At 42.1% G+C, this 16,442-nt stretch carries 12 protein-coding genes; 6 read left to right on the top strand and 6 right to left on the bottom strand.

Annotation, left to right across the window (positions count from 1 at the left end):
• Positions 1–105 precede the first annotated feature (105 nt).
• From KUA50_RS01065 to KUA50_RS01040, 6 genes are all read left to right on the top strand, one after another.
• Complete coding sequence (locus KUA50_RS01065) at positions 106–513, top strand: VTT domain-containing protein (RefSeq protein WP_218458171.1); 408 nt, start codon at positions 106–108, stop codon at positions 511–513.
• A gap of 232 nt (positions 514–745) precedes the next feature.
• A complete protein-coding gene (locus KUA50_RS01060) occupies positions 746–1,651 on the top strand; it encodes a metal ABC transporter solute-binding protein, Zn/Mn family (RefSeq protein ID WP_218458169.1) in 906 nt (301 codons plus the stop codon).
• Positions 1,652–1,674: 23 nt separating this feature from the next.
• The gene (locus tag KUA50_RS01055; RefSeq protein WP_218458168.1) at positions 1,675–2,364 is read left to right on the top strand and encodes a metal ABC transporter ATP-binding protein; all 690 of its coding nucleotides are present in this window, start codon (positions 1,675–1,677) and stop codon (positions 2,362–2,364) included.
• A gap of 241 nt (positions 2,365–2,605) precedes the next feature.
• Positions 2,606–6,040, top strand: a complete 3,435-nt coding sequence (locus KUA50_RS01050) for a DUF2723 domain-containing protein (protein ID WP_218458167.1) — start codon at positions 2,606–2,608, stop codon at positions 6,038–6,040.
• Between the two features lie 446 nt (positions 6,041–6,486).
• Entirely contained in the window at positions 6,487–7,098 is a 612-nt protein-coding gene (locus KUA50_RS01045; RefSeq protein WP_022109951.1) for a polysaccharide deacetylase family protein, read from the top strand.
• Between the two features lie 6 nt (positions 7,099–7,104).
• Positions 7,105–7,845: a hypothetical protein gene (locus KUA50_RS01040; protein WP_118116892.1), complete on the top strand. Its 741-nt coding sequence runs from the start codon at positions 7,105–7,107 to the stop codon at positions 7,843–7,845.
• 253 nt (positions 7,846–8,098) lie between these two features.
• Here the strand turns inward: KUA50_RS01040 and KUA50_RS01035 are convergent, their stop codons facing one another.
• From KUA50_RS01035 to KUA50_RS01010, 6 genes are all read right to left on the bottom strand, one after another.
• A complete protein-coding gene (locus tag KUA50_RS01035) occupies positions 8,099–9,304 on the bottom strand; it encodes an IS256 family transposase (protein ID WP_218458245.1) in 1,206 nt (401 codons plus the stop codon).
• A 115-nt stretch (positions 9,305–9,419) separates the two neighbouring features.
• Positions 9,420–10,811 (bottom strand): phosphoglucosamine mutase, encoded by a 1,392-nt coding sequence (gene glmM / locus KUA50_RS01030; protein ID WP_218457894.1) that lies wholly within the window; start codon positions 10,809–10,811, stop codon positions 9,420–9,422.
• A gap of 60 nt (positions 10,812–10,871) precedes the next feature.
• Positions 10,872–11,588, bottom strand: coding sequence for a DUF4827 domain-containing protein (locus tag KUA50_RS01025; RefSeq protein ID WP_218457895.1), 717 nt, complete (start codon positions 11,586–11,588; stop codon positions 10,872–10,874).
• Positions 11,589–11,731: 143 nt separating this feature from the next.
• A complete protein-coding gene (locus KUA50_RS01020) occupies positions 11,732–12,766 on the bottom strand; it encodes a DHH family phosphoesterase (RefSeq protein WP_218457896.1) in 1,035 nt (344 codons plus the stop codon).
• A gap of 62 nt (positions 12,767–12,828) precedes the next feature.
• Positions 12,829–13,740 carry a nucleotidyltransferase gene (locus KUA50_RS01015; protein ID WP_022109941.1) on the bottom strand — a complete coding sequence of 304 codons (912 nt, stop codon included), beginning with the start codon at positions 13,738–13,740 and terminating at the stop codon, positions 12,829–12,831.
• Between the two features lie 296 nt (positions 13,741–14,036).
• Positions 14,037–16,388: a BamA/TamA family outer membrane protein gene (locus tag KUA50_RS01010; protein WP_256624355.1), complete on the bottom strand. Its 2,352-nt coding sequence runs from the start codon at positions 16,386–16,388 to the stop codon at positions 14,037–14,039.
• Positions 16,389–16,442: the final 54 nt, after the last annotated feature.

The following is a 16,442-nucleotide window of genomic DNA, read 5'->3' as shown; positions in this document are numbered from 1 at the left end:
GCATAATTGATAAAAGAGCGATGTCAATTTCAGTAATGTCAGTTTTAAAAAGTAAATAAAGTGCATTTGATTATAGGATTATTAGTAGAATGGGGATATTGGGGAATGCTCTTGGCAGCATTTCTGGCAGGCAGTTTCTTTCCATTCAGCAGCGAGGCTGTAATGGCAGGCCTACAGGCAGCTGGACTCGAGCCCATGCCACTCATCATCTACGGAAGTATAGGAAATGTACTCGGCTCTATGTTCAACTATGGATTCGGAAGGATGGGAAAGATGGAATGGATAGAAAAATATCTCCACGTGAAGAAAGAAAGTCTCGACAAAGCTGAGCGATTCATGGCAGGTCGCGGAGCATGGATGGGATTCTTCGCCTTTCTGCCGCTACTGGGAAGCGCCATCACGATCGTACTCGGGCTCACAAGAGCCAACCTCCCCATCTCTATCTTCAGCATAACTATCGGAAAAGTACTGAGATATGTGCTGCTTGTATATGGGCTGAGCTTTATCTTCTGAATAAAACGCTTCTGAGCAGAAGACAAATGATTCTATTAAAGAAATAAAGCAAAAAGCGAATTATAAGACAAGAGCTAAAAGTTCTAAAAAGAGGAAAGGAACGAAAGTCCAATCGAAAGAAAAGACAGAAAGTCTAATCGAGTATAAGGAACGAAAGTCCAACCAAGAAATGACAGAAAGTCTTATTTAAAAAACTTTACAACATTAAAATTAAACAATAAGAGAAGATAAAATGAAAAGATTCCTACACCTTATTATATTAAGCAGCTGCATGATAACAGGATGCATCTGCATGCTGGCAAGCTGCAAGAATGGCAATAGCTACAACAATGGAAAGGATGGCTTAGATCCAAACAAGCCTACCGTAACTGTAACTATTGAACCATTCAGATATTTCGTGGAACAAATAGCTGGCAACGATGTGAATGTCAACGTGATGGTGCCTGCCGGAAGCAGTCCTGAGACTTACGAGCCTACCCCACAACAAATGGTTGACCTCTCACAAAGCGTATTCTATTTTAAAGTAGGACAGATCGGATTTGAAAAAACTTGGATGAAGAAACTCCAACAGAATGCACCCGACATGAAAGTGATAGACACATCCGCAGGTATCAGAATGCTCAAAACGCAGAGCGGAAATATAGATCCACACACCTGGATGAGTATCAAAAGTGCTGATATCATCACTTCCAACATCGCCAAAGCCCTGATGGACAAATATCCAGAAAAAGCTGAGGAATACAAGAAAAGGTTGAGGGATTTCAGAAAAAACAAATTGGATAAACTGCAGAACGAGATAGACAAGTACCAGTCCTCCATCAAGGGAGAGAAACAGAAAAGTTTCGTTATCTACCATCCTACCCTAACCTACTTCGCCAAGGAAAACGGACTGAAGCAGTATGCGATAGAAGAAGAAGGAAGGGAACCAAGCATTACGCAGTTGAAAGAACTCATACAGCGTGCCAAGAGCGAAGATATCAACCTCATCTTCGTACAAAAAGAATTCTCAAACCGAAATATCCAGGTATTTATTGATGCAACCCATTCGAAAGCCGTGGAAATCAATCCGCTAAGCTACGACTGGGAGGGACAGATGCTCCTGATCACAAAAGAAATAGCCCAATCGGGAAAGAAATAAGTGCTATTGTTAAAAAGGAAAATATGTCAAAACCAATCATTCAAATAGAACATGTATCTGCTGAATACGACGGAAAACAGGTGCTCAAGGATATCAATCTGACCGTCTATCAGGACGATTATCTTGGCATCATCGGTCCCAATGGCGGTGGCAAGACCACACTTATGCGCCTCATTTTGGGACTGAAGAAGCCAACCGAGGGAAGTATTCATTTCTGCAGCGAGGGGAAAGAAATATCAATGGGATATCTCCCACAATATAACGACTTAGACAAGCAATTTCCTATCTCTGTATATGAGGTAGTTCTCTCAGGACTGAGCAAGAGCCTCTTTGCCAGATATACCAAGCAACACCACCAACAAGTGGCAGAAACCCTGGAAAGAATGCAGATATCCGACTTAAAAGACAGGCACATAGGAGCTTTGAGCGGCGGACAACTCCAGCGCGTACTCCTGGCACGTGCCATCGTTTCCAAGCCAGATGTCGTCATTCTCGACGAGCCGAATACCTACATCGACCGCAGATTTCAAAAGCAGATGTACGAAATGCTGGAACAGATCAACAAGGAATGTGCCATCATCATCGTAAGTCACGACATAGCGGAGGTTCTCAATAATGTAAAACACGTGGCCTGCGTAAACCACAACCTGCACTATCATGACACGACAGATATGCCAAAAGAAAAACTGGAGGAACATTTCCCGAAGGTTTAGAAAGAATACTGATGATGCTCATTACTCTTTGCTACATACATTGTAGCATTGAGAGTTAGCAAAATTTAGGAGCAAAGGCTGGTAAAGGACAGAAAATGTATAATATAATCTAAAAAACGCAACTCGCCAACAATTATATCTTTTCTTTTTATTACCTTTGCAAAGTTATATAGAAATATAGTTATATACATAGAAAATAAAGTTATATAGAAATATAAAACATTAAAGTTTATAAACCATAATGAAACAGTACAGATTAGTGGACAATATCTTTGGATGGGTCGCATTTGTCATTGCGGCCTTCGTATATTGTTCCACAATTGAACCGACAGCCAGTTTTTGGGACTGTCCTGAGTTTATCACTACTGCTTACAAGCAAGAAATCGGTCACCCTCCTGGGGCACCATTCTTCATGCTTTTAGGCAATTTCTTCACACATTTCGCCAGCGATGCCACACAGGTAGCCAAGATGGTGAACACGATGAGCGCACTCCTGAGTGCCGTTTGTATCCTGTTCCTCTTCTGGACTATCACACATTTGGCACGCAAACTCATCATCAGCGACTGGAAAGAGATGACCACCAGCAAACTGATTGCCATCGAAGCTTCAGGTATGGTGGGCGCACTCATCTACACCTTCAGCGATACCTTCTGGTTTTCTGCAGTAGAGGGTGAGGTCTATGCGTTCTCATCTGCATTCACAGCTGTAGTATTCTGGCTGATACTGAAGTGGGAAGACCATGCCGACGAACCTCACAGCGATCGCTGGCTTGTACTCATCGCCTATATGACTGGTCTGAGTATCGGTGTGCACCTGCTCAACCTGCTCTGTATCCCGGCCATCGTACTCGTATATTATTATAAAAAGGTGCCACATGCCAATCTCAAAGGTTCGCTGCTCGCACTGATTCTCTCTTTTGCTGTAGTTGTAGCAGTACTCTATGGCGTAGTACCTGGTATCATCACTGTAGGCGGCTGGTTTGAGTTGTTCTTCGTCAACGTACTCGGTTGCCCATTCAATACAGGAGAAATCGTTTATATCATCTGCCTCGTGGCTGCCGTTATCTGGGGCATCTACGAAACATACAATGCAACAGACAAGAACGTAAAGCGACAGAACATCGCCTTCATTCTGGGCTTCGGCATGCTCGGCATCCCATTCTACGGATACGGATGGAGCGCCGTAATCTGTGGTGTGATAGTAATGGCTATCCTCTGGTTTGTACTTGGATACAAGCGCAAGCAAGAAGTAGCAACAGGCGTGGACGAGACAACGGGCATCACTAAGAAAAAGATGCAACTATTGCCTCTCGTTTCTGCACGCATTAAGAACACCGCTCTGCTCTGCATGCTGATGCTGATGATCGGCTATTCCAGCTATGCACTCATCGTAATCCGTTCTTCTGCCAACCCTCCTATGGATCAGAACTCTCCTGAGGATATCTTTACCTTAGGTAGCTATCTGAGCCGCGACCAGTATGGCGACCGTCCGCTATTCTACGGTCAGGCATACACATCGCAGGTGGCCCTCACGGTGGACGGCAACATGTGCAAACCTGAGATGAAGGAAGGCGCACCAGTATATCAGCGCAAAGAAAAAGCAACTGCAGACGAGAAGGACTCATACTTCATCGTAAGCCATAAGAATAAATACCAGTACGCTCAGAATATGTTCTTCCCTCGTATGTATGACGCAGCACATGCACAGGCTTACGAGGACTGGATGGGTGGCGTAGATGGCACAGAAGTGCCTTACGACAGATGCGGAGAAAACATCATGGTGAAGGTACCTTCACAGGTGGACAACATCCGCTTCTTCCTCTCCTACCAGTGCAACTTTATGTACTGGCGTTACTTCATGTGGAACTTCGCTGGTCGCCAGAACGACATTCAGGGCAACGGAGAACCTGAGCACGGAAACTGGATAACCGGTTTCTCATTCATCGACGACTCGCTCTATGGTGATCAGAGTAAACTTCCGGATGACCTGAAGAACAACAAGGGGCACAACGTATTCTACTGCATGCCTCTGATACTCGGTCTCATCGGCCTCTTCTGGCAAGCATGGTACACACGCAAGCGCAAGGTAATCAAGAACGGTAAGGAAGTAGAGGAAATCCTTCCTATCGGTATCCAGCAGTTCTGGGTAGTGTTCTTCCTGTTCTTCATGACTGGTCTTGCCATCGTCATCTACCTGAACCAGACCCCAATGCAGCCACGTGAGCGCGACTACGCATACGCAGGATCATTCTACGCATACGCCATCTGGTGTGGTCTGGGTGTACTCGCCATCATCAACCTCCTGAAAAAGAAGGCGAAGTTGAGTGGTACCGCCATCTCTGCCATCGTAGCCGTCATCACACTACTCGTGCCAATACAAATGGCTTCCCAGACATGGGATGACCACGACCGCAGCAACCGCTATACCTGCCGCGATTTCGGACAGAACTATCTGATGTCACTCCAGGAGAAGGGAAATCCTATCATCTTCACTAACGGAGATAACGATACCTTCCCACTCTGGTACAATCAGGAAGTAGAAGGCGTAGGTACAGATGCTCGCGTTTGCAACCTGAGCTACTTGCAGACCGACTGGTACATCGACCAGATGAAGCGCCCTGCCTACAACTCTCCATCAGTGCCAATCACATGGCCAAGACTTGATTTCTGTTCAGGAACCAATGAGTACGTAACCGTAGAACCAGGAGCAAAACAGCAGATTCTCGAATTCTATAAGCAGAATCCAGAAGCAGCCAAGAAACAGTTTGGCGATGAACCGTTCGAACTGAAGAATGTGCTGAAATATTGGGTAAGAAGCAAGAATCCAGACCTGCACATTATTCCAACAGATACCCTCTACGTGACTATCGACAAGGAGGCTGTAAAGAAGAGTGGCATGATGATGGCTTCTGATACAATACCAGACAAGATGGTTATCTCACTCGCAGGAAAGACCGCACTCTACAAGGGCGACCTGATGATGCTGGAAATGATAGCTCAATGCAACTGGGTACGCCCTATCTACGTAGCACTGACTGTAGGTGAGGACAACTACATGAATCTGGGTGACAACTTCGTACAGGAGGGTCTCGTAAACCGTATCACTCCTTTCACCACCAACAAGCCAGGTGCAAAGAATTTCGATACCGAGAAGGCTTATCATAACATCATGACCCGTTTCAAGTTCGGCAATCTGAAACAGAAAGGACTCTACATCGACGAGACAACTATGCGTATGTGCTATACACACCGTCGCCTGCTCGCCCTGACAGCCCTCCAGTTGCTTTCAGAGCATAAGAACAAGAAGGCTATCGACATTCTGAAGAAAGCTGATGTTGAGATACCAGACTATAATGTGCCTATCGATTACATGAGTGGTGGTCTTGATATGGCTCGTGGATGGATTCTCGCTGGGCAGAAGCAGAAGGCAGCTGAATACGTAGGAAAGGTTTGGAAAACTGCCAGCCAGTATCTGAGCTACTATCTGTCACTCGATGCCAACCGTTTCGCGCAGGCACAGAACGACTGCATCCGTCAGATCATGATTATGCAGAGCACCTGCGAGGTAGCAAGCATGGTAGATCAGAAGACTGCCAAGAAGTATGAAGACCAACTCAATAAGCTCTATACTTTGTATCACGGCAGAGGAGGTCAGATGCCAAATGCAGGAAATTAAGAGAAACTTTTACAAGGAGAAACTTTCTAATAAAGAAAGCCATTAGGAAAATTCAACGGGGATTTTCATGGGAATCCTAAACAAGGATTCCCCATACAGAGAATTATTAAAAGAATTCTCTTGGCAAGATTTCAGAAAATTTCCAGTAAATGTATCTCTATATATAGAATAACATGATAGGGCGGCTTGAAAACTGCCCTATCATGTTATACAGATAATTATAAAGGCCCTGTTCCAAAAACTGCAGGCATCAATCAAGTATTTTAACTCTATAAATTTACTAAAAGGCTCTAAACTCACAAGTAATAGAGCCTATTAGTTTTAAAAGACTCTAATTAAGAGGTTTCTCAAGGGAAAAGAGTCTATAAGCAAAAGGCTCCCATCAAGAGGATTTCTTTAGAGCATAGAGCCAATAAGTTTTATCAATTCATAAAAATAGGAATCAAATGTTCATAGAGCAACCAGCAAAATGGCTCCGATGGCTTTATCCGAAGGCAATCTGGAGAATGGACAAAAAAGAACATTCCGTTTATCTGACCTTTGACGATGGTCCGATACCAGAATCCACACCCATCATTCTCGAAATTTTGAGGAAATACAATGTGAAAGCAACTTTTTTCATGGTAGGAGAAAACGTACTGCGCCATCACGATTTGTACAACCAGATAGTAGAAGAAGGACACCAGGTGGGAAATCACACATTCAATCACATCGGAGCTTTCAAACACCGTGTCATCTCCTATGTGCTGAATACCAACAAAGCAAACGAATTGATTCACGCCCACTTGTTCAGACCTCCACATGGATGGATGAGACCAAGCGAATACTGGTGGCTGCACCGCACCTACAAGGTAATCATGTGGGATCTGGTGACACGAGACTATTCTAAATGGCTCACAGCTGAAGATGTGGTAAACAACGTGAAAAGATATGCCAGAAACGGCAGCATTATCACCTTCCACGACTCACTGAAAAGTATAGAAAAACTGAAGACAGCCTTGCCTCAATCCATCGAATGGCTAAGAGAACAAGGCTATGAATTTAAGACTTTTGAATAAGAAACAATGAAAAGAATAAATAGTTACAAGGCCGTAGCTTCTTTTGTGAGGGCTTTCTTCGAGGCGTACGCACGCGGTATCATCGACGCAACCGTAGGTGGAGATGACTTCAAGAAAAAGAATGATCCGAAAGAAATCAAACAGCTGATGCTCGACCACTATGGAGAGGTTAATCAATATTTCTTCGATGTTATGTTCTCTACACTTGTTCGTCTCAACTATAAGACAGCAGAGGAAGCTAACGAACGTATGAAGAAAAATTTCGAAGGAATGAAGGCAGCCGATCCCACCTTTGAGCCAAGCATGCTCGACTACCTACGTATCGCCTGCAAGAGTCCACAACTATACAAAGCAATGGAAAGTGAATATAAGCGCAATTTTACCTGGCTCTTACAAGGTAAATTCACTACTCTCGAAGAGCATGTGCGCGACTACACCCATGGCATCCTCATCAGCCTCGCTGACGAACCTATGGCCATCCATCTGCTGGTACGCATCATCGTAAAGGCATACGCTGCAGGATTGAAATGCGGTAGCAAGGAAGGCGAACAACATCAACTCCACATGCCTACCCTGCATGGAATGCTTCTCAACAATGTGAACATTCTGCTCAATGAAACTCCGCTCACAAGCAGTACGGAAGACCCAGTAGCACTCTTCAAGGAAGCCTGCAAGAATGAAGAGGAGAACATCAACGTATTATTTAATACGCTGAATGATGCCATGAAGGAACTGGCAGAAGAGTAAAAACAGACAAAAAGGTAAAAGGAAAAGAGCGTTTAGGGCTTTCAAGAGCAAAAAAGCTAAGAAAGGAAGAACAATAATAAGAGAAATAATAAAAGAACAAAAAGGGAAGAATAAGAAAGGAAATAATAAAAATAAGAGGTCATACGGTAAATTGGGGGTGTAAATTAAACTGTGTCAAGGCTTGTTCTTAACTTTCATTCCCACTCCCTGCTGGGGGCATGCCCCCAGCAGGGAAGCCTTTTCGGCTGCAAAGTTACATAATTTTAAATCTATCTCCAAATTTTATTGCCAATTGTTGAGAAAGTTGTCCCCAATTTGCCAGTGGCATAGTCCATTTCTTACGGATGTTGCGGTAAGCTAAGTACACAAGCTTCTCCAAAGAATTATCCGTAGGAAAGACCCCTTTAGTCTTTGTGACCTTTCTTACCTGTCTGTGATACCCCTCAACCGTATTGGTCGTATAAATGAGTTTACGGATGGCTGGAGTATATTGGAAATACTCTGTCAGACGTTCCCAATTGTCACGCCATGACTTGATGACAATTGGGTACATCTCTCCCCACTTAGACTCTAACAGGTCTAAATTAGCAGCAGCGGAGTCTTTGTTTACTGCACCATATACTGTTCTTAAATCCTTGATAAACTCCTTTTGATGCTTACTGCCAACATACTTGATAGAATTGCGTATCTGATGGACAATACAGAGCTGCACAGAACTCTCAGGAAATACGCTTTGGATGGCATCTGGGAAGCCTTTGAGACCATCAATACAACAAATCAAGATGTCTCGAACACCACGGTTCTGAAGATCCGTAAGAACTTCTAGCCAGAAGTTAGCTCCTTCACTCTTAGACACATACATACCTAACAGTTCTTTTTGGCCTTCCTTGTTGATACCAAGAATGTTGTAAATGGCTCGTGTGACAGCTCTGCCATTCTCATCCTTTACCTTATAATGGATAGCATCAAGCCAGCAAATGGCATATACAGGATCGAGCATGCGAGACTTCCAGACGGTGATTTCGGGTAATACACGGTCTGTTATAGAGCTGATAGTATCGGCTGATAGAGTTGTGTTGAACTCACGCTCAAAGTAGCTGCTGATGTCACGTGTGCTGGTGCCCATGGCGTACATCTCAATAATCTGGTCTGCCATGCCATTGGCAAGAATAGTCTCACGCTTCTTTACGGTCTCAGGTTGGAAAGTTCCGTCTCGGTCACGAGGAGTCTCTATAGTGACCTCACCATATTTTGTTTGAACCTTCTTACTCATCTTACCATTACGACGGTTGCCGGAAGAGCGTTCCTCTTCACTTAAATGAGCGTCCATCTCACCTTCGAGAGCTGAGTTGAGAATACGCTCTAACAATGGAGCTAATGCTCCGTCCTTGCCAAATAAGGCTTCACCACTACGCAACTGCTGAGCTGCTTTCTTGTAATCAATTTCTAAGTTGTCCATAATATAAAAACTGTGTTAAACTACTTTTATTGTAGCTTGACACAGTTTAATTTACACTCTCGGTAAATTACTGTATGGCCTCTTATTCTTTATATAAACATCAGATAGATACAGATTACTGCATATCGTAAACTACCTGCATTAATTTCTTACCAAGTTCATCAGCCTGCTCCATCGTAGAAGCCTCGCTATATACACGGATAATAGGCTCAGTATTACTCTTACGCAAGTGAACCCACTTATTAGGGAAATCGAGCTTTACGCCATCAATATCAGTTACAGTAACATCCTGCTCCTTACCATATAATTCCTTAACCTTAACAAGTATAGCATCTACATCTGTAGAAGGAGTAAGATCGATACGATTCTTTGCGATAAAATAGTTAGGGAAGGAAGCACGAAGCTCACTAACCTTGCATCCCTTATGAGCCAGACTACTCAGGAAAAGAGCAATACCAACAAGGGCATCACGACCATAGTGACTCTCTGGATAGATAACACCTCCATTGCCTTCGCCACCAATTACAGCGTTGACATCCTTCATCTTGGTAGTAACATTCACCTCACCTACTGCCGCAGCTGTATATTTGCCACCATGCTTCTCCGTTACATCGCGAAGCGCACGAGTAGAAGAAAGGTTGCTAACTGTATTGCCTGGAGTTTTGCTCAACACATAATCTGCAACGCTTACCAAGGTATATTCCTCGCCAAACATCTTGCCATCCTCACAGATGAAAGCCAGTCGGTCAACATCAGGATCCACAACGATACCCATATTGTATCCACCCTTCTTCAATTCATCCATGATACCACCAAGGTTCTTCTCTAATGGCTCAGGATTGTGAGCAAAGTCGCCATTCGCAACCCCATTCAAAAAGGTATATTCTACACCAAGAGCATCCAGCAATTCAGGAAGTATAATACCACCTACTGAGTTGATAGAATCTACACAAACCTTGAAATGAGCATTCTTAATAGCCTCTACGTCCACAAGTTTCAGAGCAAGTACAGAATCAATGTGACGCTTGTTGTAAGAATTGTCTTCAGTATATTTTCCAAGATGATCTACATCGGCATATTCAAAATCTTCCTTCTCAGCAATACTCAACACCTCATTACCATTAGCAGCAGTCAAGAACTCACCCTTCTCGTTAAGAAGTTTAAGAGCATTCCACTGACGGGGATTATGAGAAGCGGTGATGATGATACCACCGGCTGCACCACTCATAGTAACAGCAAGTTCGGTAGTAGGAGTAGTAGCCAAACCGATGTTAAGCACATCGTAGCCCATGCCCATCAAAGTACCGCAAACTACATTCTTTACCATCTCTCCTGAGATACGCGCATCACGTCCTACCACGATTGTATTACTCTTAGAAGCACCACTACGACGAATGAAAGTAGCGTAAGCAGAAGTAAATTTCACGATATCGAGGGGATTCAACGTATCGCCTGCTGGTCCGCCAATAGTACCACGGATACCAGAGATTGACTTAATTAATGTCATAAAACACCTTATTTAATATTTTTATCGTTTACTATAGAAAATAAAGATGCAGAAAGGCCTTTAACGACCCTTCTGCAATGTCATATCATAAAAATAGGCATTCACATTAGCTGATGCCTGAGTAGAACCGTAAGTATGAGGAATCAGAAGACGCACATGAGCAATTTTCTCGCCCTCAGCATTTCCACGACCTATCTTTACCCAACTGAATGGAATAAGCCACCCGGAAGGAATAGTACTGCTATAACTACCAGTATAAGAACTGTAATTATAAGCCAAGCCAAAAACGCTCTTCTTAGGCTCAACAAGCATGCCTGTAAATGTACCGGAAGTATTCGTTACCTTCAATTTATCAATATAGTATGAATACGCTGGAAGATTATTGCTCAGACAAAGAGACTCATCTGATATATTGGCACGCGTATTGACATTATACTCATCAAAACGTACCAAAACTTCCTCTGATTTACCTTGCTGTATATAGTCACCGCAGCCCTGCTCTACTACTTGCATATAGATACCATTACTCTCAAAGAGTACATATTCGTTCTTTTCTGCAGAGGTATCAGTCAAAACAATAGCAGGATTTGTCTTCTTAGCTTCCCAGCGCTCCTTGAATTGCTTCTCGTTTATCACCGTAATTTTTTCATTACGGAGGAAAGCATTGATAGAATCACGCTCTCTATTTCGCTGATCTGCATATGTCTCAGAATCGCTACATGCAGCCATTGAGAATAGGGCCGCAAAGGCTATTACTATAAATAAAAATTTCTTCATTACCTAAATTATATTCATTTTAGCGGCAAAGGTACAAAAAAGATAACAGACTACCGAGAGATAATAGGTGATTTTATTATTATTTATCACTTATTACCATCCAAACGATAGTCTTTATCCAATACTTAACATAATTATCGCTATTATTGCAACAAATGAGCATAGGCCTCTATTGCCTTGCATGCTATCTGTTCTGCCTCTTCTATCGTAGTCATCAACTTACCGCCTGAGGCATTAAGGTGACCTCCGCCATTGAAAAACTTGGCTGCAACCTCATTACAAGGAAAATCATCTACCGAACGAAGACTCACCAGCACGCGGTTCTTTACCTCTGTGTCTTCGCGCAAAGATATCGAGAATTTAAGGCCACGAATACGCAGCGGTTCATTTACCAATCCTTCCAAATCGCCTTTTATGAAATGATATTGCTCCATCTCCTTGCGAGTAACACAATAATAAGAGGCATGTAAATTTTCAAAAACACGCAGTTTCTTATCCATGATATGCCCGCGGAAACGGATAGAATTGGTAGAATAATTATTGAAAACCTTGCGGTAAATTTTGTCCTTATCTATGTTCTTGGTTAGCAGTTCACTGATAATAAGATAGATAACGGGTTCATTAGAATTATAGACAAAACCTCCAGTGTCTGTCATCATGCCACAGTAAATGCATGTAGCCCATTGGCTATCCATCTGAGTAAAACCATCAAGTTGCCAAACGATTCTGAATATCAATTCACTCGTACTACTCATATGAGGATGAGAAATAAGTAAATCTACAGACATAAAAGGATCCAGATGATGGTCTATCATCACCTTCTTACCCTGATAAGATGTAAGAACTGGTTCCATCTCATCAAGACGGCTGGCACCATTGAAATCCAAACAGAAAACCAGATCTGCATTAGTAAAGGCAGCTTTAACTGCTTCCGGTTGCTTATCATAGCGAATAATTTCTTCTGTTCCAGGAAGCCAACTTATGGCATCTGGTATCATATCTGGTACACAGATTGTGGAATTCTTGCCCAAGGACTGCAAATAATAAAACCAGCCCAAGGAAGAACCTATCGCATCACCATCAGGTGACTTATGACAACATATTACTATACGATGAGAAGCCGCTATCATCTCTCGAAGGGTAGCGGCTTCTTGTTCTTTTAATATATTTATCTCCATGAAAGAAATATATTTACTGAAAAAGATTAGGATAAACGAATTTATCTTATCAAAAGAACTTATTAGAAAAGTTTGTTTGGATAAACACCCTCATCTATCAGGCTCTGAATTTTCTCTACAACGCTCTGGCGGTCTGCTGAATAAGTTACACCAAACCACTTACTTGTAGTATCCAATACCTTGACAGTAGAAGTACCTTCATTAATCAGTTTGTTGACCATCAATGGGATAAAGAACTCAGCTTTCTTGTTCTCCATATTCTTAGGATCGCTCAGGAACTCTTTGAAGTAAGCCTCACTGTGCTCAAAATAGTCAGGAGTAAAGCCCCATACGTTCATAGATACAGGAGTATTATCACCTACAGCTACCCACTGGCCTTCTTCGTCCTTATAAGATACCTTACCATCAATACGCATAATCTCAGTACGCTCTACACAAGTAGTCAGATTCTCATCTGCATCCTTAGAGCAAATACCACGTGCAACTGTACCATTGTCGCTCAAAGTATTGCCTACACGGAAACCTACCATTGCATAGCGATTCTTGCTACCCTCTGGAAGTTCTGAAAGGAACTTGCCGATTACCATAAAGCAATCACGATTATAGAAATCATCACAGTTGATAACACAGAAAGGCTCGTTGATAACATCCTTAGCCATCAATACAGCATGATTAGTACCCCAAGGCTTCTCACGACCTTCTGGTACAGAAAAACCTTCTGGAAGTGCATCCAAAGACTGAAAACAGAGTTCTGCTGGAATATGTCCTTCATATTTGGAAAGAATCTTCTCACGGAACTGATCCTCGAAATCCTTGCGGATTACAAAAACAATTTTACCGAAACCTGCCTGGATTGCATCATAAATGCTATAATCCATGATAGTCTCACCATTAGGACCTAGACCATCAAGCTGTTTCAAACCACCGTAGCGGCTACCCATGCCTGCCGCTAAAAGCAATAGTGTTGGCTTCATATTATTTATTTTATTAATAGTTGATAGTTTAATACTGACTGCAAAAGTACTAAAAATTTTGCGAGTGCCACTATATTTTCTCTTTTTTTTAGATTTAAATCAAATAAAAGTAAAAGTTCTGCCGTTTTATAGCATTCAATGAACGATTTACCGTATTCTGAGAAACATTTTACTGTATTCCGAGAACCACCTTCAACATTCCTAAATTGGAAGTTCAAAAATAATTTTCGACATTTATAGAAACTTTTGTCGATATCTACAGAAACTTATTCTGGTATTTCTAAAATCCGGCATTCCTAGAAAGGATAGCCCACGGCAAAATGGAAACTATGAGAATCTTTGAATCGGTGAATATTATAAAATCCGTTCTTGCCAGTTTCGTAAGGAAGATGCAATCCAAGTCCCCAATCCAGACGAATCACAAACATTCCCATGTCATATCTGACACCAACACCCGTACCCACAGCCATCTGTTTAAAAAAGTTTCGGGCATAAAAATTTCCATTTTCGCTATACTCCTCTTCATGGATATTCCAGACATTACCCATATCCAGAAATATTGCACCATACAAATCACCCCAAATTCTTGGTCTATATTCCAGATTGGCAACAAACTTAATGTCACCCGTCTGGTCTATATATGAGAACTTACTATTAGTAGGCGCAAATTTGCCCGGTCCGATACTTCTTACATTGAAAGCTCGGATGCTATTGGCTCCTCCTACATAGAACTGCTCATAATAAGGAGCTTTTTCCGTATTTCCATAACTCCAGACTACACCAGCATTCAAATGCCCAACAAGCGTGGATTTTTCCGTCAACTTCCAATATTTTACGAAATCAGTCTCTAACTTAAGAAATTGTGCAAAAGGATTTTTAAACATCTGCTTATCCTTATCATTCCATTTTTTGCCTGCTATCAGATAACCTGTTGCCAAGACATTACCAGCTTCGCTCACCGTAGTAGACCAGGTGATAGGATGACGATAGTTGAGCGGACTATTATAGGTATAGGTATAGCTCATCTTTGGCACAAACTGATCGCGCATAGATATCTGGAGATATGGATGCTTTGCTAGTACGCTATCAAAAGCTGCCGTTCGAGCATTCATATACTCGTAAGAAAGGACAAGAGGACTGAATGAATGATGATGCTGGGAAGAAGTGGACCAGTTATATGTCAATTCGCCAGACACAACATGACGACGAAAATAACTTGCCCTATTTAGCACATTCATAGAAGTCTTGACGGTAGTTGTCGGAGTTCCATAAAAACTTCGTGGGAAACGACCCGCCCTGAAGCGTCGCTCGTTCTGAGCCATTGTGCGAAACATATTCCAAGGAGTTATGATTCGTGGGAAAGATAATGAAATATCCGAACCATACTCATAGGAATTTATATGAGTTGATTTAGCACCTTCTTGTTGTATTGTCTGCCATTCATAGGAACCATGCAAGTTGATATCCAGTTTTTCTCCACCTTTAAAGGCATTTCTCTTAGTCAAACCTATCACAAGTTCAGGTCCTACTCGTCCTGTAGTCTTTCCCTTTGCATTCGCCTCGATATAGAAATCATAGGGTTTGTCAAATACCAAGTCGATAGTCGCATCCAATGTATCACACAGGGATACACAGGAATCATTTATCAACACCCTGTCATTAGAAGAAAGACGTGGCGAAAACTGAATACTGGTATAGCTAAACAATCCCATTGCCTGCAGATGATTTTTAGCAGCCTCCTCATTTTCTATCTTATAGAGACGATTTGGGAAAAGCTTTAAGTCTTTCAAAACAACTCCTGCACGTATCGGCATCTTTCGTCCATTATAGTAAAATTCCAGCTTGCCCCTTACGAAAGAATCTTTCAATTCTTCCATAAAATTTCTTTTAAAATTGAATTTCACATGACCTATGTACCATTTACGCAAAGCCATTGTATCAATACTATCAGCCATTATCAGACGAACTTCAGCCTTACCCGGCGTTCCTAAAGTATCAGCCAGATAAGATGCATATCCATTTTTATAGAAATAATAACCATTATTACGGAACAACCGGGTAATACGCTGGCGTTCCTGCTCGAGCTTAGAAATATTAAATGGTGAACCTGTTCGGATAACAGCCAGGTTTCGGGTAGAATCTATCAGTTGCTGACCTTCATTCGGGAATCCAAGATACTTGACAGTATCAAGCGTCCAAAGATGTCCCATATCTACATGATAAGCAACTTTAGCTTTTTTCGGATTGTTGTCAGTAACAACATCGTAAGTAACTTTACCATTAAAATAACCATACTTGTCCAACTGATTTTCTGCAACCTGCGCACGAAGTTGAGGATTTACATTCGACATCAGCTTCGGTTTAGAACCAAAAGCCTTTGTTATCCATTTAGCAACACCTCCTTCTGACTGCGAAAAGGCATTCCATATCCATAATCTTACGGGGAAAGGAGTACGATAATAACTACTTCCAAAAAGGGCACCATTTGGAGCCGAAGCCAGCACATTCTCCATTTCCAACATTGTAGTATCTGCATAGCCCGATTTTTCGTAATTAGAATATTCAATAGGCTTCAATCCCGTAAAAAGCTGCTGCCCCTCTTTTAATGCACTCGTAGAAGAACATGCCAGCAAAAAAGGTATTGACATTATTAATGTCAACACATATATAATAATGTATAATTTACTCTTTCTCATAATCAT

The organism is Segatella hominis, from assembly GCF_019249725.2.
Taxonomy (GTDB): domain Bacteria; phylum Bacteroidota; class Bacteroidia; order Bacteroidales; family Bacteroidaceae; genus Prevotella.
The sequence above is the reverse complement of the archived record's forward strand: the minus strand, read 5'-3'. Positions and strand labels throughout refer to the sequence as shown.